Below are 24501 nucleotides of genomic sequence, written 5' to 3' on the forward strand. Positions count from 1 at the left end.
TACCATGTACTTTCCCATAACAACATTATGAGCTTAGTTAAATTATCCATAAAAGGAATTTCATATAGTCAAACTCAAAACGGAGCTTACGCTTTGATCTTGAATGAGGTTGACGGCGAAAGAAAATTACCCATCGTAATTGGTGCTTTTGAAGCCCAATCCATTGCTATCGCATTAGAAAAAGAAATAAAACCACCGCGTCCTCTGACCCATGATTTATTCAAAAATTTCGCCGAACGTTTTGACATCGTAGTCAAACAAGTCATTATTCACAAATTAGTCGATGGTGTTTTTTATTCAAGTATTATTTGCGAAAGAGATAAAATTGAAGAAATTATTGATGCCAGAACTTCAGATGCAATTGCATTAGCATTACGTTTTAACGCGCCAATTTTTACTTATAAAAACATCTTGGACAAAGCCGGAATTTACTTAAAGTCAAATCCTTTAGATTCTGATAAAGACTCTCAAGAAATTGACGATGTGCTTTCTAATCCAGATACTTTTGGACGCGCAGAAGAAAGCAATCAATCTGGAGAAACCTATGCTAAACATAGTTTACAGGAGTTAAATGAATTATTAGATCAAGCAGTTTCACATGAAGATTATGAAAAAGCAGCTAAAATTAGAGACGAAATCTCTAAAAGATAACTTTAATTATGATATTCATTGTTGCTTTAATTGATAAATAAACGGTTAACCACATAAAAAATGCAGTTGCAATTAATGCTGCGCTCCAATATATATTTTTATTGACATCTGTTATAAACTAATCTATGAAAACAAAATTTGTCCTTATTGCCGTAACCTTATTCATTTCTACAGTCGTATTTTCTCAAGATTATTATTTACACTGCGGAAAAATTCTAAACACTCAATCTGGCAAAGAGCTATCCAACCAAACCATAGTTGTTTCTAAAAACAAAATCACGAAAATACAAGATGGGTTTGTATCTAAATCCAACCCAGAGGATATTATAATAGACCTAAAAAACAAATATGTATTACCAGGTCTTATCGATTTACATGTACATATTGAAGGAGAACACGACACTAAAAGTTACATGTCGAAATATTTAGACAACGAGGCTGACATCGCATTTCAAGCTGTACGTTGTGCAGAAATTACCCTACTGGCCGGATTTACCACCGTACGTGATTTAGGAGGAACAGGCGTTAACATCTCCATTAGAAATGCTATTAATAAAGGAATTGTAAAAGGTCCAAGAATATATACCGCAGGAAAATCGATCGCCACAACAGGTGGTCATGCTGATCCGACAAACGGAAGCAATCGAAAACTTGTAGGCGATCCAGGTCCACATGAAGGCGTAATTAATTCTCCTGAAGAGGCAGTAAAAGCAGTAAGAGAACGTTATAAAGAAGGTGCCGATGTTATTAAAATCACAGCTACTGGCGGTGTTTTAAGTGTTGCCAAAAGCGGTAAAAATCCTCAGTTTTCTTTAGAAGAAATCAAAGCTATCACAACAACTGCCAAAGATTACAATATGCTCACTGCCGCTCATGCCCATGGCGATGAAGGTATGCAACGAGCTATATTGGGTGGTATAAAAACCATTGAACATGGCACCTTTATGAGTGAAGAGACAATGGAATTAATGAAAAAATATGATGCTTATTTAGTTCCCACCTTAACGGCTGGAAAAGAAGTAGAAAAAAATGCAGAAATTACTGGTTTTTATCCTGACATCGTAGTTCCAAAGGCCAGAGAAGTTGGTCCACAACTAAAAGCTACTTTTGCAAAAGCATACAAAAAAGGAGTCAAAATTGCTTTTGGAACTGATGCAGGTGTATTTGCCCACGGTACAAATGCAAAAGAATTTGGCTATATGGTTGAAGCCGGAATGCCTGCATTAGCCGCTATTCAATCTGCAACAATAACGAATGCCATGTTATTAGGCATAGGAAATGAAGTAGGTCAAATAAAAGAAAACTTTTTTGCAGACATTATTGCAGTTGATGAAAGTCCTTTAAACACTATCAAGACGCTGGAAAAAGTTGTATTTGTAATGAAAGATGGAAAAATATACAAAAACTAAACCGGCTTACAGCAAAATAGAATAGAGACACAATGAAGCAATATTTAGATTTAGTGCGACACGTGATGGAAAACGGTTGTCAAAAAGGAGACCGAACAGGAACAGGAACAAAAAGTGTCTTTGGATACCAAATGCGTTTCGACTTGAATGAAGGTTTCCCAATGGTTACCACCAAAAAACTGCATTTAAAATCTATTATTTATGAATTGCTTTGGTTTTTAAAAGGCGATACCAATATCAAATACCTTCAAGAAAACGGCGTTAAAATTTGGGATGCTTGGGCTGACGCCAATGGCGATTTAGGACCTGTTTACGGGCATCAATGGCGCAACTGGAATAGTGAAGAAATTGATCAAATCTCGGAATTGATAAAAGAATTAAAAACCAATCCTAACAGTCGCAGAATGTTGGTTTCAGCATGGAATCCTTCGGTTTTACCAGACACTACAAAATCATTTAACGAAAATGTAGCCGACAATAAAGCCGCTTTGCCTCCTTGTCACGCCTTCTTTCAGTTTTATGTTTCTGATGGCAAGTTATCGTGTCAATTGTACCAGCGAAGCGCAGATATTTTCTTAGGTGTTCCTTTTAACATTGCTTCTTACGCATTACTCACGATGATGATAGCTCAAGTTTGCGACTTACAGCCAGGAGAATTTATTCACACTTTTGGAGATGCACACATTTATAATAATCATTTTGAACAACTCGAATTGCAATTGTCCCGTGAACCAAAACCATTGCCAAATATGATTTTGAATCCCGAAATAAAAGACATCTTCGCATTTGATTTTAACGATTTTACCCTTGAAGGTTACGAACCGCATCCACTGATAAAAGGAAGTGTTGCGGTTTAATGAAATACAAAACGGATTTTTCGTCTGCCCGCTAAAACATTGTTTTCAATTCGTACAAACTCGTTCCATTCGAGAAAAGTAGTTTCCGGTTCATTGACAGATAAACCGTCAATCACGTATTAAAATACTAAGTCGCATCTTTATTGACAACGAACGCAACTTTGAAAGTACTATTTTTCAATTTACTAAAAGCACATTCAGCAACATTCCGATTTTTGAAATCGCCAACAACATAAGCTTGACTTGCTTTTTTTGCAGCTTCAGAAAAAGTAATCTTACAAACTGGTTTTGTTTCGCAAATCGCTGTTTCATTTCCATAACTTGTTTATTTACAAACTAATGTTATAATGCAACTTAAATATTTCAGACTTTTAATAAGGCTTTAAAAGATTTAATTAAAAACCACAAAATATGTTAATCGATAAATAATTTAACAATTTAAACAAAGCTAAATTTACTATAAAAAAAAAGAAAACGTATTCTCAGGGAATAATTCTGAACCACAATACTGACTTTCCAAAATAAATTTTATCTTTATAAGCTAAAACCGGATCGATGGAAAAAGAATTGCACGAACAATATGAGTATGCGAGAAGAAGAATAAAGCAAAAGAAGGGGTTGTATTTTCATTTTGTTGTTTTCGTTTTAGGGAGTTTACTGCTATTTATGGCACATAATTTTCTTGATAGCACCGTAGTGTCCAATTGGTACCTTTGGATTATTATCATTTGGTTGTTCCTCTTTATATTGCATTTTATAAAAATTTTTATTACAGATCGTTTTATGAATAAAGATTGGGAAAGAGAGCAAATAGATCGCCTTGTGGCTTTGCAAAAAAAGAAATTAGACCAATTGCAAACACAAGTATCGAACGACGAACTTAAACAATAGCTAAAAAATTATGATAATAATAATCGCGGCTGCTGCCGAAAACAATACGCTTGGTAAAAACAACGAGATGGTTTGGCATTTACCAAATGATTTCCAACGATTTAAGTCCCTTACATCAGGACATCATATTATAATGGGAAGAAAGACATTTGAAAGTTTAGTAAAACCGTTACCAAATAGAACTCACGTTATTATCACTCGACAAAAAGAATATCATGCTGAAGGCTGCATCGTTGTGGACAGTATAGAAAAAGCACTTGAAATTTGCCCAAAAGATGAGGATTCCTATATAATTGGCGGTGGTGAAATTTATGCATTAGGACTTCCTTACACAGATAAGTTAGAAATCACGCGAGTACATCACAACTTTGAAGGCGATGCGCATTTCCCTAAGATCAATGAAGATGAATGGGAAATGACAGACGCAGAGTTTAATGAAAAAGATGAAAAGCATCGCTACGATTATTCGTATCAGACATACATTAGAAGATAAAACAAAAAAACATCCTTTTCAGGATGTTTTTTTTTAACCATTGATTAAGAGAAATGAACTACTCTTGAAAGAGTATTTGATAACATAAAATAAAAATTACAAACAATAATAATACTCCAGATACGGAGATTATAATATTTGAAATTTTTTGAGAATACATCTCAAAAAAGCCTTTAATACCAAATACCACGAAGGTACTAAAGACGAAAAAAATTAAAATTTCCAAAAACAAATTTAATCCTAAGAACGTATGTTGCGTTTTAACTAAGGTACTGCTTTGTGAAACAGCACTTTCAAAACAGCTAACAAGAACAAATGAGATAACTAACGCAAAAAATATCCATTTGATTTGGTTCACTGACTCTCTTTTAATCATTTAATATGGTTATTTCTTAAAGAACAAATTTGTACAATAAAATTTAGAGATGCAATACCCACTTTTAGTGATATTTCAAAAAAAATGATTTTTTTTTATTTTCTTGTTTTAAGTCCATTTAGTAAAAGACATTTGGGTTACAATAAAACTTAATTCAAATTCCTCAAACTCATTTTAAGTTCATCAAGTTTGTCATATATTTGTAAAAATTAAAAAAATGTCAGAAAAGATAACCCCTTATAAAGATTCTGCCTTAGGCAAAAAAGAACAAGTTGCGCAAATGTTTGACACTATTTCAGGAAATTATGACAATCTAAATCGTGTCATTTCTTTCGGTATAGATATAAAATGGCGAAAAAAAGTATTGCAAATGGTTGCCAAATCCAATCCGAAACTCATATTGGATATTGCAACAGGAACAGGAGATTTAGCCATATTGATGGCGCAAACTAATGCTGAAAAAATTATTGGTTTAGATATTTCTGCTGGAATGCTAAAAGTTGGAGAAAAAAAAATTGCCGATAAAAATCTTTCTTCTACCATTGAAATGATTTTAGGAGACTCTGAAAACATGCCTTTTGAAGACAATTATTTTGACGCAATTACCGTAGCTTTTGGCGTACGTAATTTTGAAACATTAGAAAAGGGATTAGCTGAAATCTTGAGAGTCTTGAAGCCAAATGGCATTTTTGTGATTTTAGAAACCTCCGTTCCTGATAAAACACCTTATAAACAAGGATATAATTTTTACAGCAAAAACATATTGCCTTTGATAGGAAAAATATTCTCTAAGGATAACGTGGCTTATGGTTATTTATCGGAATCAGCTGCCGCATTTCCGTATGGCGAAGCGTTAAACAATATTTTGAGAAAAACTGGGTTTATAGATGTTGTAGCTTTGCCGCAAACTTTTGGTGTAGCTACCATTTATTCAGCTTCTAAAAAATAATATGAAAAAAATAATTGTCTTGCTGTTTTTTGCTTTTATTCTAAACGGATATGCTCAAAGATCTAAAAACATATTTAGCAGAGACCCTATTGTTAATTTAGAAAATTTTCAAAAAAAAAGAGTCTATTATGGCTTTTACTTAGGTTTTAATTCTTACGATTTTAAAATAGATTACAAAACGGAAACACCAGACATTCTCGTAAATAAAACCACAGGTTTTAATGTGGGAATTATAGGTGATTTAAAACTTCAGGAATACATCAACTTGCGTTTTGAACCGGGACTTTATTACACAAAAAGGGATTTATATTATCCGAATTTCAGTAACAGCGGCGATGCGTTAAGAGAAGTAAACAGTACTTACATTCATTTCCCGCTATTACTAAAGTTATCTTCGCTAAGAACCGGCAATATTCGCCCTTATGCTTTGGGAGGATTATCGGCTACTTTAAACTTATCCAGTAATTCAAAACTGATAGATGATAATTTACAGCAACGCTTCCGTGTAAAATCGTGGACTACAAACTACGAATTGGGTTTTGGGATTGATCTATTTTCAGAATATTTTATATTTTCACCATCAATAAGAGGTGTTTTTGGAATTAACGATGAATTAATTCGAGACAACGATCCAAACAGCCCTTGGACAGGAAATATTGAATCTCTAAAAACTAGAGCTGTATTTATCAACTTTTCTTTCCATTAACGAATAGTTTTCAGTTCTCATTTGCAATATTCAGTTCTCATTGTAATTTATGACTAAAAACTGAATACTAACCTCGACGAAACTCACTTAAAAAAATAGCAGTCGCCGTCGCTACATTCAAGCTTTCTGTTTTTTGAAGATTTCCAAAACGAGGAATTGCGAGTCGGCTGGTTACCAACTTTTCGAGTTCGGTTGAAATTCCGTTCGCTTCGTTCCCCATAATAATTATTCCCTCTTTGGGCAACACCGATTTATAAATATTCGTGCCATCCATAAACGTACCGAAAACCGGTAATTTAGTCGTTGCCACAAAAGCGTTTAAATCTATATAATTGATATTGACCCTCGCTACAGAACCCATTGTAGCCTGCACCACTTTAGGATTATACACATCAACCGTTTCCTTTGAACACAAAACTTGTTGTATTCCAAACCAATCACACAACCGCAATATAGTCCCTAAATTTCCCGGATCCCGTATAGAATCGAGCACAACAATCAAACCGGTCTCTATAATTGGTTTTTCTGGTGGCATTTTAAAAACAGCTAAACAAGAATTCGGCGTAGCCAATGCCGTTAATTTTTTTAAATCACTTTCCGAAACAATGGTTTTTTTTTCCATGGAAACCGCGTCAAAATCATTTTGGGTGGTATACAAATGCTCCAATACAAAATCAGAATCCAAGAGTTCCTGAATCCCTTTCACACCTTCGGCAAAAAATAATTTATTGGCTATTCTATATTTTTTTTGCTGCAAACTCGTTATAAGCTTTATTTGGTTTTTACTAACCATAAAATAATGTACTTTTGAATTAAATATTTTAGGACACTTGAAAAAAATTTCCACAAAAATAACTGCATTTATTGTAATTGCAATACTAATTTCCGCATGTAACGCTGTAAAAAGAGTTGCAGACGGAAAACTGCTGCTTACGAAAAACGAAATTACCGTAAATGATAAGACAATTAAGGATGAAAATGTTTTTAATCAACTGTATCAAAAACCAAACAGCACTTTACTGGGATACCGATTGCGATTGAATCTTTACAATTTAGCAAACCTAAATCCAGATTCAACATACCAAGCCAAATTCACCAACAATCCGGAAAAATTCAGACGAAAATCAAAATGGTTGTCAGAAAAACAAGTGAACCGTCTGGGAAAATCTTTCTGGTATCACGGAATACATGATTTCTTGAAAAGAACCGGTGAACCTCCTGTAATTATTGATAAAGACAGAGCCGACAAATCATTGTTGCGTTTGAAATATTACTATTTCAATAATGGATTTTTTAATGTAAATGCCGCTTACAAAATAGATACGTTGGCTCTAAAAAAAGCCAAGATAAAATATGCAGTGACTTCCGGAAAAGCTTACTTTCTGGATTCTTTAAGGACTACTATTGCAACACCAGCTTTAGATTCGTTGTACCAAACCAACAAATCTAACACGTACATTAAATCCGGGAATCAATACAAAACAGATGATTTTGAAAATGAAAAAAACCGCATCACCACTCATTTCAGAAACAATGGAGTATATTATTTTCAGCCCAATTATGTGACTTTCGACATTGACACCATTAAAAAAGTGAATCTGGCAAACATTAATTTGATCGTCAATAATTATTCCTATCAAGAAGGGGATTCAACTAGAATTGAACCTTTCAAAATTTATAAAATAAGCGATGTAAATATCTACACTGATTATTCTCCAAGTAATAACGCGCTAAACATTACAGATAGCACCACGTATAAAAACTTTAATCTATACAGTCAGGAAAAATTAAAATACAAACCAAAAGCAATTACCAACGCTATTTTTATTACAAAAGGAGGCCTGTATGCTGATAATAAAACCGTTTTGACCACGCGGTATTTGAACAATCTTAAGATTTTCAATTATCCTTCGATACAATATGAAGTTGATAAAAGAGATACAACTGCGCAGTCATTGATTGCGAAAGTATATTTGACTCCAAGAAAAAAATATAGTTTTGGAACTACATTGGATGTGACCCATTCTAACATTCAGGATTTTGGCATTGGTTTAAGTGTTTCTGAAACAATCAGAAACGTATTCAATGGCGCAGAAACACTTGAAATTGCAGCACGTGGAAACATAGGAGCGTCAAAAGATTTAGCGAATCCAAAAAATAATTTTTTCAATGTTTCAGAATATGGATTGGATTTAAAACTAAATATCCCACGAATTTTCATGCCGTTTAATACCGATAAAATCATTGCCAAAAGCATGATTCCATCTACTCTAATTACCGTAGGTTTTGCAAAACAAAGAAACATAGGATTGGACAAAGAGAATTTTACCGGCGCGCTTTCTTATAATTGGACTCCAAAAATAAATCACACGGCTAAATTTGATCTTTTCAGCACTCAGTTTGTTCGAAATTTAAATCCTAAAAACTATTTTAATGTTTACGGTTCTTCTTACAATGCTTTAAATGACCTCAGCAAAGAATATAACACAAATTCTTCCTATTATAACAATTACATAGACAAAGATTTGCTGATTGAACAAGGAACAGCCGGTTTTACAAATGATGTTCTTACAGGTAACGCCAACTTTTTAAAACCATTAAAACCTGCCGATATTGAGGCGGTAAGAAGTATTGAAGAGCGACGATTGAGACTTACGGAAAACGACTTTATTTTAGCAACCAGTTTTACTTTTTCAAAAACAACTAAAAACGATTTAGCCGACAATAATTTTTACCTTTTCAAAACGAAAATAGAATCTGCGGGAACGATTTTATCCGCTTTTGCTAAGACTACCAATCAGAAAAAAAATATCAATGGGAATTATGAAATATTCAATCTGGAATATTCTGAATATATAAAAACAGAATTCGATTACATCAAACATTGGGATTTATCGAAAGAAAAAATCTTTGCATTCCGAACCTTTTTTGGAATCGCCATTCCGTTTGGAAATTCAAATTACATTCCTTTTTCCCGAAGTTACTTTTCAGGCGGATCGAATGACAACAGAGCTTGGCAACCATATGGTTTAGGACCAGGGAGCAGCGGAGCTTTAGACGATTTTAATGAAGCTAACATGAAAATTGCCATCAGTGGAGAATTTCGATTTAAACTTTTGGGTAGTTTGAAAGGAGCTGTTTTTGCTGATGCTGGGAATATTTGGAACGTACTGGATAATGTCGTGGATGAGAAATCTACCTTTACCAACATCAGCGATCTAAAAGACATCGCATTGGGCACAGGATTTGGAATCAGGTACGACTTGAATTTTTTTGTAATTCGTTTTGATCTAGGATTTAAAACCTACAATCCCGCCAATGAAACCAACAAAAGATGGTTTAGAGAATACAACTTTGCGAACTCCGTTTTAAATTTTGGAATAAATTATCCATTCTAATGCTAATTAATTCTTATTTTTGCAAAACTAAAAACTAAAAAAAAACAACTAAAAAAAGTACAATGACACACAACATAAAACCAGGCGTAGCTACAGGAGATCAGGTTCAGGAAATTTTTAATTATGCTAAAGAAAAAGGATTTGCACTTCCGGCAGTAAATGTTACGGGGTCAAATACGATCAATGGTGTTCTTGAAACTGCAGCAAAACTGAATGCTCCTGTTATTATTCAATTTTCTAACGGAGGAGCACAATTTAACGCTGGAAAAGGACTTTCGAATGTAGGAGAAAAAGCTGCAATCGCCGGTGGCATAGCTGGTGCATTACATATTCACACTTTGGCGGAAGCTTATGGAGCTACTGTAATTTTACATACTGACCACTGTGCAAAAAAATTATTGCCTTGGATTGACGGTTTGTTAGATGCTTCGGAAGTACATTTTGCTAAAACTGGAAAACCTTTATATTCGTCTCACATGATTGATTTATCTGAGGAGCCAATCGAAGAAAACATCGAAATTTGCAAAGGCTATTTAGAACGAATGAGCAAAATGGGAATGACATTGGAAATCGAACTTGGAATTACTGGTGGTGAAGAAGATGGTGTGGACAACTCAGATGTGGATAGTTCTAAATTATATACACAACCTGAAGAAGTTGCATATGCATATGAAGAACTTTCTAAAATAAGTCCAAGATTTACCATTGCTGCTGCTTTTGGAAATGTTCATGGCGTTTACAAACCTGGAAATGTGAAATTGACTCCAAAAATCTTAAAAAACTCTCAGGATTTTGTTCAAAACAAATTTAATACAGGACACAACCCAGTAGATTTTGTTTTTCATGGTGGTTCCGGTTCTACATTGGAAGAAATAAGAGAAGGTATTAGCTACGGTGTAATAAAAATGAATATCGATACTGATTTACAATTTGCATTTACCGAAGGTATTCGTGATTACATGGTAAAAAACATCGACTATTTGAAAACTCAAATTGGAAATCCAGAAGGTGCTGATGCTCCAAACAAAAAATATTACGATCCAAGAAAATGGTTGCGTGAAAGCGAAGTTACTTTCAACACAAGACTTGAACAAGCATTTGCTGACTTGAACAACGTGAATACATTATAAAAATAGTGGTCAGTTTTTAGTGTTCAGTTCTCAAATGCTGATAATGGAACACTAAAACTGGTTACAAAACAATGAATACCTGATTACTGAACACTGAACACTAAAGAAATGGCTTGGTTTAAAAGAAAAGAAAAAGGGATTACTACTGCTACCGAAGACAAAATGGACATTCCAAAAGGACTTTGGTATAAATCTCCAACTGGAAAAATTATTGATGCCGATGAACTAGCTCGTAACTTATTCGTAAGTCCTGAGGATGGTTTTCACGTTAGAATTGGAAGTACAGAATATTTTCACATTTTATTTGACAACAATGAATTTGTTGAATTAGATAAAAACATGACTTCCAAAGATCCTTTGAATTTTGTTGACACCAAAAAATATGCAGATCGTTTGAAAGATGTAATGGAAAAAACCAAACTCAAGGATGCGGTGCGCACGGGAGTTGGGAAATCAAAAGGTAAAGATTTAGTTATTTGCTGTATGGATTTTGCCTTCATTGGTGGTTCTATGGGTGCAGTTGTAGGTGAAAAAATTGCGAGAGGAATTGATCACGCAATCAAAAACAACATGCCATTTGTAATGATTTCTAAATCCGGTGGAGCAAGAATGATGGAAGCCGCTTATTCATTAATGCAATTAGCTAAAACATCCGTAAAACTGGCTCAGCTTGCTGAAGCAAAATTGCCTTATATTTCGTTATGTACAGACCCAACAACTGGAGGGACAACTGCTTCATACGCGATGTTGGGTGACATCAACATATCTGAACCCGGCGCATTAATTGGATTTGCAGGACCAAGAGTTGTAAGAGACACAACAGGTAAAGATTTACCGGAAGGTTTTCAAACTGCTGAGTTTCTCCTTGAACATGGTTTCTTAGACTTTATCACGCCAAGAAAAGAATTGAAAGACAAGATTAACTTGTATATCGATTTGATCCAAAATAATCCTATCCGATAAATGAAAACCCGTGCAATTGGTTTTTTTGATTTATAATTTTTTTTAGATTAAACACAAAAAAAGCAGCTTCCAAAAATATCGGAAGCTGCTTTTTTTGCATTTCTATACAATCTATTTCTAAAAAAGGAATGCAAGTTCGTTCCAGAAAGTGAATTACATTTATTTACATTCCGGTTCTAATTGCCTCAACAGGATCTAATTTAGAAGCAGAAATAGCTGGAAGAATTCCAGAAATCACACCTACAATAATTGACAATCCTGAACCAATCAATATATTCCAAAAACTCAAAACGAATTCAAAATCCAACACACTGGTTAAAAGTACGGATAACAACCAAACTATCAATAAACCAATTGCTCCACCAATAACGCATAAAATAATGGCTTCAAATAAAAATTGAAAAAGTATAAATCTATTTTTTGCTCCTAACGATTTTTGAATCCCAATTAAATTGGTACGCTCTTTTACAGAAACGAACATTATGTTAGCCACTCCAAATCCACCAACTAAAAACGAAAAAACACTAATCAAAATTCCGCCTCCACGCATGGCACTAATAATTCCATCTAATAAATCTGTAAATCCGGAAAGAACATTGATGAAAAAATTATCGATTTCATCTATTTTCATACCTCGATAATTTCGTAGTTTTTGAGCCAGTTCTGCTTTGAACGCATCCATATCAACCCCTTTTTCAGGCTTGACCAGAATTACCGGCGTCAACGCATCATTATTGTCCCCGTACAACTTCCTTAAAAAATTAACCGGAATGAATGCTGACGTATCATTACTATCGCCAAACATTCCTGCACCTTGTTTTTTCAACATCCCTATAACGGTGAAACGCTGCCCATACAAACGCATATTTTTCCCGATTGGTTCGCTTTCGCCAAAAAGACTCTTCGCAATATCATATCCTAAAACGATTACAGGAGCTCCAGAATTAGATTCAGATTCATTATAAAATCTTCCCTTTTCAAACTCAAGCCCTTGAATTTCTATAAATTCGTGAGAAACTGGAACAACGTTCACATCACTTACGGATTCCGATTCGAATTTAAGACTTTCTCTACCCACAAAAAACTGATACGCCATTTGATCTAAATTGTTCATTGAGCTTTTCAGATATTCATATTCATCATATTTGACATCCGGAAACTGTTCCCTTTTCCACTGCGGAATTTCGGAAGGACCAAAAGAAAATCGCATTAAATAAATAGTATTTTTATCCAAACTGCTCAAATCTTTTTTTATTTTTTTATCCAAAGAATCTACAGCAGCCAGTACAGCAATGATAGAAAAAATACCGATCGTCACTCCTAGCAAAGAAAGCAAAGTCCGTAACTTATTGTTGCGCAATGCATTCATTGCAAACCCTAAACTCTCTTTTAATAATCGAAGATAAACTAACATACAATCTGTTTTGTGTTAAAGTAAAATTCTATAAATATTATTCAAAAACCTAACGAAAAATCATTTCGTTGCCGCGCTACTCCATTATTTTATGTCCGCCAATGAAACAGCATTAAAAATTACAATTATCTCAATTTCAAATGGCTTTATTTTAACATTAAAAAACTATTTTTGCATTTTATAACTATAACTACACAATGAGTACAACTAAAACAATTCAATCTGCTTTAATCTCTGTCTTTTCAAAAGAAGGATTGGAACCGATAGTAAGACAACTAAATAGTCAAAATGTTACACTTTATTCTACTGGTGGTACAGAGGATTTCATAAAAAACTTAGGGATTCCCGTAATACCCGTAGAAGATGTGACCTCCTACCCTTCTATTTTGGGCGGAAGAGTTAAAACACTTCACCCAAAAGTTTTTGGAGGAATATTAAATCGCCAAGACAACGAGAGCGATGTGCAACAAATGCAAGAATTCAATATCCCCCAAATTGATTTGGTAATCGTGGACTTGTACCCTTTTGAAAAAACAGTTGCATCAGGGGCAAGTGAAGCTGACATCATTGAAAAAATAGATATTGGCGGTATTTCTTTAATTCGTGCTGCCGCAAAAAACTTTAAGGATACTGTAATCGTTGCTTCGGTTGAGCAATATAGTTTACTTCTGGCCATGATTACAGAAAAAAACGGTGGAACAACACTGGAAGACAGAAAATTATTGGCGACAAAAGCATTTCATGTTTCTTCCCATTATGACACTGCAATTTTCAACTATTTCAATACTGATGAAACAATATATAAACAAAGTATTGCAAATGGCCAAGCCTTAAGATACGGCGAAAACCCACATCAAAAAGGATTTTTCTTTGGTGATTTTGACGCTATGTTCAAGAAAGTTCACGGAAAAGAATTATCATACAACAATTTATTAGATGTAGATGCTGCTGTAAATTTGATTAATGAATTCAAAAATGACGGACCTACATTTGCCATATTAAAACATAATAATGCTTGTGGTTTAGCCACTAGAACAACAGTAAACGAAGCATATTTAACCGCATTGGCCTGCGACCCAACATCAGCTTTTGGAGGCGTTTTGATTTCCAATACTAAAATTGATGTTGCAACTGCTGTCGAAATCAATAAATTGTTTTGCGAAGTGGTTATTGCTCCGGAATTTGATACAGAAGCTTCAGCCATTTTACAAGAAAAGAAAAACCGAATTATATTAGTTCAAAACGAGGTTGAATTACCACAAAAACTCGTACGAACATGCTTAAACGGAATTTTAGTTCAGGAAAGAAATAACATCACAGATACTAAAGAAGCATTAAGAACCGTTACTATAAACACGCCATCAGAACAAGAAATTCAAGATTTGATATTTGCTTCTAAAATTTGCAAAAACACAAAATCAAACACGATTGTTTTTGCCAAAAACGGCACACTTCTTGCTTCCGGGACAGGACAAACATCACGAGTTGATGCCTTGCTTCAAGCCATTGAAAAAGCTAAAAATTTCGGTTTTGATTTGCATGGAGCCTCAATGGCAAGTGATGCTTTTTTCCCTTTTCCGGATTGTGTGGAAATAGCTAAAAAAGCAGGAATTACGGCCGTAATCCAGCCTGGTGGGTCTATTAAAGACGAATTAAGTATCAATTATTGCAATGAAAATAAAGTTGCAATGGTATTTACGGGAACGCGTCATTTTAAACATTAATTTGTTTAACTTTGTTCGTTTCAAATTTATAACATTTTAACCCTTAAAAAACTTATGGGATTTTTTGATTTCATGACCGAGGATATTGCGATAGACCTTGGTACCGCTAACACTTTAATCATACATAATGATAAAGTAGTAATTGACAGCCCATCAATAGTTGCCCGCGATAGAATATCTGGTAAAATAATTGCTGTAGGTAAAGAAGCCAGCATGATGCAGGGTAAGACACATGAAAACATTAAAACAATTAGGCCTTTGAAGGATGGTGTAATTGCTGATTTTGATGCTTCCGAAAAAATGATAAGCTTGTTTATAAAAAGCATTCCAGCATTAAAGAAAAGAATGTTTACACCAGCATTAAGAATGGTTGTTTGTATTCCTTCCGGCATTACTGAAGTGGAAATGAGGGCGGTAAAAGAATCATGCGAAAGAGTTAATGGTAAAGAAGTTTATTTGATACACGAACCTATGGCCGCTGCAATCGGTATTGGAATAGACATTATGCAACCTAAAGGAAACATGATTGTTGATATAGGCGGTGGAACAACTGAAATTGCTGTGATTGCATTAGGTGGAATCGTATGTGACAAATCAGTGAAAATTGCTGGTGATGTATTTACGAATGATATTGTATATTATATGCGTACCCAACATAATCTTTTTGTTGGAGAAACTACTGCTGAAAAAATAAAAATTCAAATTGGTGCCGCTATCGAAGATTTAGAAACTCCTCCAGAAGACATGTCTGTTCAAGGTAGAGATTTACTAACAGGTAAACCAAAACAAGTTGAAGTTTCTTATAGAGAAATTGCAAAAGCATTAGACAAATCCATACAACGTATCGAAGATGCGGTAATGGAAACTTTATCTCAAACACCTCCAGAATTAGCTGCTGATATTTACAATACCGGTATTTACCTTGCAGGTGGAGGATCAATGTTAAGAGGTCTTGACAAAAGAATTTCGCAAAAAACAGATTTACCTGTTTACATTGCTGAAGATCCTTTAAGAGCAGTTGTTAGGGGAACAGGTATGGCGCTTAAAAATATCGTTAAATTTAAAAGTATCCTTATAAAATAACAAAAAAATGAATTCTAAATTCTACTTTTCATTACAAGTTGTCAGTGAAATGGGATTTAGAATTTGATTTTTGATTTATTTAAATATTCAATTTTAAACAATGCAGCAAATATTTAATTTTATTTTTAAAAACAGTAACAGAATACTGTTTTTGCTGCTTTTGGGTATATCGTTAACACTTACGATTCAATCCCATTCCTTCCACAGAAGCAAAATAATTAGTTCTGCAAACTTTTTGAGTGGTGGTGTTTATGAAAAGGTAAACAATCTAAATGAGTATTTAAACTTAAAAACTCACAACGACGCACTTGCACTTGAAAATGCTAAATTAAAAAGCCTTTTATTTAATCGTGAAGATACAACTGCTGTTAAAAAACTAGACAGTCTGAAAGGGGTTAAACCTGATGATATACTTGTTTCAAAAGTCATTAAAAACTCCTATAACATGTATGAAAATTACCTGACTTTAAATTCAGGTGAATTAGACGGCGTAAAACCCGACATGGGAGTAATCAACAGTTTAGGTATTGTAGGAATCATTGAGAATACTTCCAAAAACTATTCAACTGTAATCAGTATTCTGAACAAAAGATCGCAAATTAACGCTAAAATTAAAAAATCAAATCATTTCGGTTCGCTAAATTGGAACGGAAAAAGTACTGGTTTTGTGCAATTAACAGATCTTCCACGATTAGCATTAATAAAAATTGGTGACACTATTGTTACAGGCGGACAGTCGGTTATTTTCCCTGAAAACATCAACATTGGAACAATCGCTAAAATTTACAGAGATAAGCTAACCAACTATTACACCCTTGATGTCAAACTTTTTAACGATATGACTAATTTAGGCCATGTTTATATCATAAAAAGTAAAGATCGTGAAGAAATTATAAATTTAGAAAAAAGAGAAAAAGATGAATAGCGCCTTGTTAGTCAATATTTTCCGATTTATTCTGTTGTTGGCCATTCAAATTATAATATTCAATAATATGAATTTTCTGGGCTACATCAGTCCATTTCCTTACATCTTATTTATAATTTTGTATCCCGTAAATGGAAACAAATCAGCACTTGTGGTTACCAGTTTTTTACTTGGAATTATAATGGACTTGTTTAGCAACTCTGGCGGGACACACGCTACGGCGTGTTTAGTTTTAGCATATTTCAGACCTTCTATTTTTAAATTTGCATTTGGTTTAAGTTATGAATATCAAACCATAAAAATTAATGATGTTTTAACGCCACAACGATTTTCTTTTATATTATTGTCCGTTGTGATTCATCACTTTACGTTATTTTTATTGGAGGCATTTCAGTTAAGTTTTATTTTGGACACGTTGATTACAATAGTATTAAGCACCATATTTACAATCATTATTTGCATTATCATAATCTATCTTATTAAGCCAAACAAAAGATGAGAAAAGTCTTGTTGCCTTCCTTAATTATTCTTGCTACTTTTTTACTCGTGATGCGAATATTTTATTTGCAGGTTGTTGATGATACATTAAAGTTGAAATCTGAAAATAATGCGATTAAAAAAAAATACGAATATCCTGAAAGAGGCTACATCTACGATCGAAAAGGAAAGTTATTAGTGGCCAATCAGGCATCCTATGACATCATGGTAATACCTCGTGAAGTAAAAAAAACCGATACCTTAGAATTTTGTCAATTACTGAATATCACCAAAGAAGATTTTATTAAAAAAATTGAAAAGGCTAAAATATACAGTCCTAGATTGCCCTCTGTTTTTTTATCGCAACTGAATAAAAGTGAATTTGCCGCTTTCCAAGAGAAAATACGAAAATACGAAGGTTTTTATTTTCAAAAGCGTTCTCTTCGTGATTATGAAGTGACTTTTGGCGCTAACGTTTTCGGGTCTATCACTCAGGTAAATGAGAAGCTAGTAGAAAAAAATCCATATTACAACAGTGGCGATTTGATAGGCCGACAGGGAGTTGAAGAAAGCTACGAAGATCTTTTGCGAGGAGTAAAAGGCGTAAAATATTTTCAGAAAGACAAATACAACCGTGAAATTGGTTCGTATAAAGATGGAAAATATGATACTATTGCTGTCCAGGGAGAAGATATAAATCTTACCATAGATGCTGAAATCCAAAAATATGGAGAAGAATTAATGATCAACAAAAGAGGTGGAATTGTTGCAATTGAACCCAGCACGGGAGAAATTTTAGCATTGGTAACAGCACCTTCCTATGACCCTTCAATATTAGTTGGAAGGCAACGATCAAAAAATTACACTAAACTTTATCGCGATTCAATCGCCAAACCGCTTTACGATCGAGGTTTATTGGCAGAATATCCTCCTGGATCTCCTTTCAAAATTTTGACTGGTCTTGTCGCACTTCAAGAGGGTGTTATTGATGAAAATACGACTGTTTTTTGTAATCGAGGATTTAGTTATGCAAGAGGTCGTTTTATGGGGTGTCACTGTCATGGAGGTGCACTTCAGTTACATAGAGGTATCTTTGAGTCTTGTAATTCTTATTTTGCGACGGCGTATATGAAAACGATAAATAAATATGCCAAACCAGCTCAAGCGGTTGATGTTTGGAGTAATCACGTAAAAAGCTTTGGCCTTGGACAATTCATGGGTTACGATTTACCCATTGGTAAAAAAGGTAAAGTTCCAGATTCAAAAACGTATAAACGCATTTATCCGAACGGCGGTTGGAGAAGTACCACTATTGTGTCTAATTCGATTGGTCAAGGAGAAGTTTTAATGACACCAATACAACTGGCTAATATGATGGCAACAGTGGCAAATGAAGGTTATTATTACACACCTCATATCATCAAAAGAATTAAAGGTCACACTATTGACAAAAAGTTCACTACCAAACATGTAACCACAATTGACAAAAGACACTTCAAACCGATGATCAGTGGCTTATTTGACGTGTATAACCTGGGGACAGCAAGTGCTTTAAAGGTGGAAGGAATCGATATTTGCGGTAAGACGGGTACTGCAGAAAATTTTGCGAAAATTGGTGGGATACGAGTAAAACTAGAAGATCATTCCATATTTGTTGCTTTTGCACCAAAAGACAATCCTAAAATTGCAATTGCAGTTATGGTGGAAAATGGTGGCTATGGCGCAACAATAGCGGGGCCAATTGCCAGCTTGATGATCGAAAAATACCTTCGACAAAAAATCACAAGACTTGATTTAGAGAAAAGGATACTTGCAACCAGCTTACAAAGTAGATACGCTAAATTAGGTGGCCTCTCTGAAGAAGTAAAATTACAATTACGAATTAGTGATTCTCTTCTGAAAAAGAAAACAATGAAGCCTTCAACTGTAAAAGCAAAAGTTGACACTATCAAAGAGACCAAACAAGCTATTTAATTCCGATGAAAAACCAAAGCGTAACAAATAATATTGACTGGATAAGCATAATCATCTATGCGTTATTGGTTATTTTGGGCTGGCTTAACATCTATTCCTCCTCGTTATCTTCTATGGAAGATACTTACGAGAAGCAGTTGATATTTATAGTATTAACTATTCCTTTAATTTTCGTAATACTCTCCGTTGATGGGAAATTTTATGAAAAATACGCTAGTATTATTTTTGGAATTTCACTATTATCGTTGGCAGGATTGTTTTTATTTGGAAAAACAATAGCGGGTCAACGTTGTTGGTATGCCGTAGGAAGTTTTACCATTCAACCTTCTGAGTTTGCAAAAGCAGCAACAGCTTTAGCTTTGGCAAAATATCTGAGCGACACTCAAATTAATCTAAAAGATGTGACCCGCCAATGGCAGGCACTTGCGATAATAATTTTACCCGTGCTGCTCATTTTACCACAGCCCGATCCTGGAAGTGCATTGATTTACAGCATATTCATCATTGTCTTGTACCGCGAAGGACTTCCGGCTTGGTATGTATGGACCGGTTTTATAACCATTCTTCTGTTTGTATTAACGCTGGTATTAGAACCTCAATATGTAATCCTAATCGGATTGTTGGCGCTATTAATCATACACTTTAAATCTAGATTAGCCGATAGGAATATCATTTTGAGCAGTATTCTTTTTGTGTTGCTATCAGGATTTGTTTTATCTGTGGACTATGTTTTTGACAATGTATTTAAACAACACCACAGGGATCGTTTTAATATCCTTTTAGGGAAAACAGTTGACTTGAAAGGCATTGGATATAATACCAATCAATCCGAAATTGCTATAGGATCTGGAGGTTGGTTAGGAAAAGGATTTCTTGAAGGCACTCAAACAAAAGGTGGCTTTGTTCCAGAACAACATACGGATTACATTTTCACTACTGTAGGCGAAGAATGGGGATTTGCCGGTTCTTTGGTCGTAATAGCCCTTTTTACAGGTCTATTCCTAAGAATAATTTACTTAGCCGAAAGACAAAAAACAAAATTCAGCAGAGTTTATGGATATTGTGTTGCAGGAATCTTATTCACACACTTCTTTGTAAATATTGCGATGGTGGTAGGTATTTTTCCAACAATTGGGGTTCCGCTTCCATTCTTTTCATACGGAGGTTCTGGGCTTTGGGGATTCACTATCTTATTGTTTATATTCATAAAAATGGATGCGAATAAAGTGAACGAATGGTAATTTGACAGCTTTAAGCCAAGGAAATCCATTACAACCAAAGTGTTAAATATAACTATGAGTTTTTGATCATAGAGCAAGATTATAAAAAGGTATTTATCCTATTAACTGTTCAACTAAATCCTACAGCTCTGAATTCTTAATCGAAAGTTCGGACAGCACTTTGACAAAAATCCGTTCATTAATTGCATGTATTTCGGCAAATTAAATTACTCTGAATGATACACAAAGAACATTGATTAAAATTTACTTAATTATCTCCAAAAGTTATATTTAAACGAAAACGATGGTTATCAAAATAAAAACGCCCTGTAAATCTTTTAGATTTATAGGGCGTTTTACTTATTATTGTTCGAAAACCTTATTCTTACGATTTAGCTAATTTAGCTTTTTTAATTTTTACTGGTATATTCTTTCTAGAAACTACTTTAGATTGTAAATCATCTAATACATTAAGTGCTTCTTCAACATAAATATCTTTGGATAACTCATCATGCCATCTCTCTCTTTTATCTTTTAAAGTAACATCTTTACTCATGGCATCCGTTTCATAAGGCAACGAAGTAAATATGAATGAATTTTTATAATCTACAATTGGTTTGTATTTTTTAGCTTTCTCCTCTATCTCTGATTGAGCAATTTTAAATTTTTCAATATTTAAACTGTACACATTCTCTTCACTTCTGCTGTCAATCCATTTCGCATTCTCTTCAATTAATTGAAATTGTGCGTTTTGAGCGATTCTATTTTTACTATTTGTAATTGCTTGATTAAAGTTGGAATTATTATTCCATATTTGATAATCAGCTTTATCTATTTTATCCCAAGGCATCGCATTGTCAACATCACGCTCTCCCATTTTTAGATAAGCATATCGGTCCGGCATCACAACATCGCTGCTTACTCCTTCTAACTGAGTAGAACCTCCATTTATTCTGTAAAACTTCTGCGTTGTTGTTTTGATAGCTCCTAAATCCCCAACAGAACTACTGCGCACGAATTGGTTCAAATCAATTACATTTTGGACAGTTCCTTTACCATAGGTTTGTTTGCTTCCAATAATAATTCCTCTTTTATAATCTTGTATTGCTGCCGCTAAAATTTCAGAAGCAGATGCGGAGAAACTATTCACCATAATTACCAACGGTCCGTCCCATTCAATTTTTGCATCTCTGTCGTACAACACTTCTTTTTTTCTACCCGCAGATTTTATCTGAACGATTGGCCCTTGTTCTATAAATAATCCCGCAATGTCAACAACCGTTGACAAAGATCCTCCACCGTCATCACGAACATCCAAAACAATTCCGTTTACTCCTGCTTTCTTCAATCGATCCACTTCTAAAGCAATATCTTTTCCGGCATCTCTACCATCTGCGTTTTCGAAATCAATATAAAATTTTGGCAAATAGATTACTCCATATTTCAGCCCGTTTTTGTTTACGATACTGGACTTCGCATAGGTTTCTTCTATTTCAACAATATCTCTTACAATAGAAATAATCTTAATTGTCCCATCTACTTTTTTTACAGTAAGGCGTACTTCCGAACCTTTAGGACCTTTTATTTTCTTCACTACATCATCAAGACGCATTCCGACTACATCAACCGCTTCGCCATTTCCTTGCGCAACTTTCATTATTAAATCCCCTGCTTCTAATTGTTTTCCTCTCCAAGCAGGACCGCCAGAAATAAGCTCTGAAATTTCCGTTAAATCATTTTTCTTTTGAAGGCGTGCCCCAATTCCTTCTAACTTCCCGCTTATGCTTACATCAAAACGCTCTTTTTCTTCAGCTGCAAAATAATTTGTATGTGGATCAAAACGTGCTGTAATGGAATTGATGTATACAGAAAACCAATCGTTTCTGTCCAAATCTTTTATAAATCCAAAATACTCATCAAGCGATTTTACCGAATTTTCTCTAGTTTCTTTTTCTAAAACATTAAAAGATTTAACAACATAATTTGCATCATTTTTCTTTTTATCCTCCTCTAATTTTTGTTTGTCAATTAAAGACGAAAGTGCAGACAATTTAATTTGTTTGCGCCATTTATCATTAAGTTCAGCATCGTTTTTAGGGTATGGCGCTTTTTCGTAATCAATATTGAAACTTTCATCAATAGTATAATCAAAAGGTTTGCTCAAAACATCTTTGTAGATTTTAGTACTTTCGTTCATTCTTTTCATCAAACGCTCATAAGTCAAATTAAAGAAAGACAAATCTTTATTCAACAGCTGGTCATCTAGTTGCAATTCGAATTTTGAAAATTCATCAATATCAGATTGCAAAAAGAATCGTTTCGATGGATCCAAAGCTTCAATATAATCTTTGTAAATCCCCTTCGAAAAAGTATCGTCGATTTTCGCTGGACTATAATGGCCTTTTTCAATTACAAAAGTTAATAACTCCAAGAGCAGCTTGTCCTTTTCAGGATCATCTGCTTTAGACACATTCATTTTAAAGGCAAATAATGTTAGCGAAAGAAATACGACAACAAGGATAATTTTATAATTTCTTTTCATAAAGTTAAGAGTAGTATTCATCAATTTTTATTCTAAGTTACGGTAAAAACTATGCCAACGTCAGCAGGGCTCCCATAAATTTTTGTTAAAGATATAAAAATGTTTTTTTTTATTAACTTAAATGAATCAAGATAACATATTTTTATCTTTTTTTTACTTAATCCCATTTTGTGTAATTACATTTGCCATTAAAATCATAAAAACAAACCTTTTTTTACCAAAATAATAATGAAAAAAACAAGACCTTTAATTTTAATAACGAATGACGATGGCATTACAGCGCCAGGCATCAGAGCCCTAATTTCGGTTATGGCAGAATTGGGAGAAATAGTTGTGGTCGCTCCAGATACACCACAAAGCGCCACGGGTCATTCCATTACCATCAACAGCACGTTATATTTGAATAAAATTTCAAAAGACACAGATCCTTTTTTAGAATACAGTTGCTCTGGAACACCAGTTGATTGTGTCAAACTGGCTGTAAACGAAATTTTGAAACGAAAACCTGACTTGTGCGTTTCTGGCGTTAATCACGGTTCAAATTCTTCGATAAATGTGATTTATTCCGGCACAATGAGCGCCGCCGTTGAAGCGGGAATAGAAGGAATTCCCGCTATTGGATTCTCATTATTGGATTACGACTGGAACGCCAATTTTGAGAATATAAAATCATTTATCCGCAAAATATCTGTAGAAGTTCTTGAAAATGGACTTCCGGAAGGCGTAGTTTTGAATGTTAATTTTCCTAAATTAGAACAAAAAGACATCAAAGGAATTAGGGTTTGTCGTCAAGCGAAAGCAATTTGGGTAGAGAAATTCGATAAAAGAAAAACGCCGCAGGGAAGAGACTATTACTGGCTGGCAGGCGAATTTGTAAACCAAGATAAAGGAGAAGACACGGATGAATGGGCCTTGGAAAATGGGTTTGTGTCAGTCGTTCCTGTACAATTTGACTTGACCGCACACCACGCCATACAACAACTTAATACTTGGAAATGGAATGAATAAAAAAGACTTATTATTTGGATTTTTATTAGGGTTTGCAACTACGCTGCTTGGATCTTATATTTTTATCACCATTTTTACGGAATTCAAATTCATCGCAGGAATTCAAATCATGAAATCACAGGGAAACCTAGGTAAAATAATCACTTTGGGATCAATTATGACGCTGATAACATTTGGAATTTTACTCAAAATGAATAAAGAAATGATGGCGCGTGGTGTTGTTTTGGCAGTCATTGCCTTGGCGATTCTCACTTTATTTATTTAAGTTTATCTTTGCAGCAGAATAAAATGATTGCAGCAAAAATGATTTT

General features: G+C 34.2%; 21 protein-coding genes. 18 read left to right on the forward strand and 3 right to left on the reverse strand.

Annotation, left to right across the window (positions count from 1 at the left end; translation table 11 throughout):
- The first annotated feature begins 27 nt into the window (after positions 1-27).
- The 7 genes from ACP7AV_RS00355 (at position 28) to ACP7AV_RS00385 (ending at position 6332) form a co-directional block, all read left to right on the forward strand.
- Positions 28-651: a bifunctional nuclease domain-containing protein gene (locus ACP7AV_RS00355; RefSeq protein WP_426064469.1), complete on the forward strand. Its 624-nt coding sequence runs from the start codon at positions 28-30 to the stop codon at positions 649-651.
- Between the two features lie 125 nt (positions 652-776).
- A complete protein-coding gene (locus ACP7AV_RS00360; protein WP_426090310.1) occupies positions 777-2060 on the forward strand; it encodes an amidohydrolase family protein in 1284 nt (427 codons plus the stop codon).
- A gap of 32 nt (positions 2061-2092) precedes the next feature.
- Positions 2093-2917 carry a thymidylate synthase gene (locus ACP7AV_RS00365; protein ID WP_426090311.1) on the forward strand — a complete coding sequence of 275 codons (825 nt, stop codon included), beginning with the start codon at positions 2093-2095 and terminating at the stop codon, positions 2915-2917.
- Positions 2918-3472: 555 nt separating this feature from the next.
- On the forward strand, positions 3473-3808 hold the full coding sequence (locus tag ACP7AV_RS00370) for a 2TM domain-containing protein (RefSeq protein ID WP_426090312.1): 336 nt from the start codon (positions 3473-3475) through the stop codon (positions 3806-3808).
- Positions 3809-3818: 10 nt separating this feature from the next.
- Positions 3819-4301: a dihydrofolate reductase gene (locus tag ACP7AV_RS00375; RefSeq protein WP_426090313.1), complete on the forward strand. Its 483-nt coding sequence runs from the start codon at positions 3819-3821 to the stop codon at positions 4299-4301.
- A 593-nt stretch (positions 4302-4894) separates the two neighbouring features.
- Positions 4895-5626: a bifunctional demethylmenaquinone methyltransferase/2-methoxy-6-polyprenyl-1,4-benzoquinol methylase UbiE gene (gene ubiE, locus ACP7AV_RS00380; RefSeq protein ID WP_426064473.1), complete on the forward strand. Its 732-nt coding sequence runs from the start codon at positions 4895-4897 to the stop codon at positions 5624-5626.
- Position 5627: 1 nt separating this feature from the next.
- Positions 5628-6332 (forward strand): porin family protein, encoded by a 705-nt coding sequence (locus ACP7AV_RS00385; RefSeq protein ID WP_426090314.1) that lies wholly within the window; start codon positions 5628-5630, stop codon positions 6330-6332.
- 67 nt (positions 6333-6399) lie between these two features.
- On the opposite strand, the gene ACP7AV_RS00390 is transcribed toward ACP7AV_RS00385, so the two are convergent.
- Entirely contained in the window at positions 6400-7125 is a 726-nt protein-coding gene (locus tag ACP7AV_RS00390) for a TrmH family RNA methyltransferase (RefSeq protein ID WP_426090315.1), read from the reverse strand.
- A 37-nt stretch (positions 7126-7162) separates the two neighbouring features.
- Between ACP7AV_RS00390 and ACP7AV_RS00395 the strand changes: the two genes are divergently transcribed.
- The 3 genes from ACP7AV_RS00395 (at position 7163) to accD (ending at position 11823) form a co-directional block, all read left to right on the forward strand.
- Positions 7163-9730 (forward strand): BamA/TamA family outer membrane protein, encoded by a 2568-nt coding sequence (locus tag ACP7AV_RS00395; RefSeq protein ID WP_426090316.1) that lies wholly within the window; start codon positions 7163-7165, stop codon positions 9728-9730.
- A 62-nt stretch (positions 9731-9792) separates the two neighbouring features.
- Positions 9793-10860: a class II fructose-bisphosphate aldolase gene (gene fbaA / locus ACP7AV_RS00400; protein WP_426090317.1), complete on the forward strand. Its 1068-nt coding sequence runs from the start codon at positions 9793-9795 to the stop codon at positions 10858-10860.
- A gap of 108 nt (positions 10861-10968) precedes the next feature.
- Positions 10969-11823, forward strand: a complete 855-nt coding sequence (accD, locus tag ACP7AV_RS00405) for an acetyl-CoA carboxylase, carboxyltransferase subunit beta (RefSeq protein WP_426090318.1) — start codon at positions 10969-10971, stop codon at positions 11821-11823.
- Positions 11824-11986: 163 nt separating this feature from the next.
- Here the strand turns inward: accD and ACP7AV_RS00410 are convergent, their stop codons facing one another.
- The gene (locus ACP7AV_RS00410) at positions 11987-13237 is read right to left on the reverse strand and encodes an ABC transporter permease (protein ID WP_426090319.1); all 1251 of its coding nucleotides are present in this window, start codon (positions 13235-13237) and stop codon (positions 11987-11989) included.
- A gap of 197 nt (positions 13238-13434) precedes the next feature.
- Here ACP7AV_RS00410 and purH point away from each other — a divergent pair, with 197 nt between their 5' ends.
- The 6 genes from purH to rodA all read left to right on the forward strand — a co-directional run bounded on the left by purH (position 13435) and on the right by rodA (position 20661).
- The gene (gene purH / locus ACP7AV_RS00415) at positions 13435-14961 is read left to right on the forward strand and encodes a bifunctional phosphoribosylaminoimidazolecarboxamide formyltransferase/IMP cyclohydrolase (RefSeq protein WP_426090320.1); all 1527 of its coding nucleotides are present in this window, start codon (positions 13435-13437) and stop codon (positions 14959-14961) included.
- 54 nt (positions 14962-15015) lie between these two features.
- A complete protein-coding gene (locus tag ACP7AV_RS00420) occupies positions 15016-16044 on the forward strand; it encodes a rod shape-determining protein (protein WP_091204281.1) in 1029 nt (342 codons plus the stop codon).
- Between the two features lie 100 nt (positions 16045-16144).
- Positions 16145-16969, forward strand: a complete 825-nt coding sequence (mreC, locus tag ACP7AV_RS00425) for a rod shape-determining protein MreC (RefSeq protein WP_426090321.1) — start codon at positions 16145-16147, stop codon at positions 16967-16969.
- Entirely contained in the window at positions 16962-17468 is a 507-nt protein-coding gene (gene mreD / locus ACP7AV_RS00430; RefSeq protein WP_426064482.1) for a rod shape-determining protein MreD, read from the forward strand. The genes mreC and mreD overlap by 8 nt, the downstream gene beginning before the upstream one ends.
- Positions 17465-19420, forward strand: a complete 1956-nt coding sequence (mrdA, locus tag ACP7AV_RS00435) for a penicillin-binding protein 2 (protein WP_426090322.1) — start codon at positions 17465-17467, stop codon at positions 19418-19420. The genes mreD and mrdA overlap by 4 nt, the downstream gene beginning before the upstream one ends.
- Before the next feature lie 5 nt (positions 19421-19425).
- Complete coding sequence (rodA, locus tag ACP7AV_RS00440; RefSeq protein WP_426090323.1) at positions 19426-20661, forward strand: rod shape-determining protein RodA; 1236 nt, start codon at positions 19426-19428, stop codon at positions 20659-20661.
- Between the two features lie 364 nt (positions 20662-21025).
- Here the strand turns inward: rodA and ACP7AV_RS00445 are convergent, their stop codons facing one another.
- Complete coding sequence (locus tag ACP7AV_RS00445) at positions 21026-23203, reverse strand: carboxy terminal-processing peptidase (RefSeq protein WP_426090324.1); 2178 nt, start codon at positions 23201-23203, stop codon at positions 21026-21028.
- Positions 23204-23410: 207 nt separating this feature from the next.
- On the opposite strand from ACP7AV_RS00445, the gene surE reads away from it, so the two are divergent.
- Both surE and ACP7AV_RS00455 read left to right on the forward strand, forming a co-directional pair.
- On the forward strand, positions 23411-24190 hold the full coding sequence (surE, locus tag ACP7AV_RS00450; protein ID WP_426064486.1) for a 5'/3'-nucleotidase SurE: 780 nt from the start codon (positions 23411-23413) through the stop codon (positions 24188-24190).
- Positions 24183-24455 (forward strand): hypothetical protein, encoded by a 273-nt coding sequence (locus ACP7AV_RS00455; RefSeq protein WP_426090325.1) that lies wholly within the window; start codon positions 24183-24185, stop codon positions 24453-24455. The genes surE and ACP7AV_RS00455 overlap by 8 nt, the downstream gene beginning before the upstream one ends.
- Positions 24456-24501 lie beyond the last annotated feature (46 nt).

Origin of the sequence: Flavobacterium sp. DSR3-2 (genome assembly GCF_049896525.1) — a bacterium.
Lineage (GTDB): Bacteria > Bacteroidota > Bacteroidia > Flavobacteriales > Flavobacteriaceae > Flavobacterium.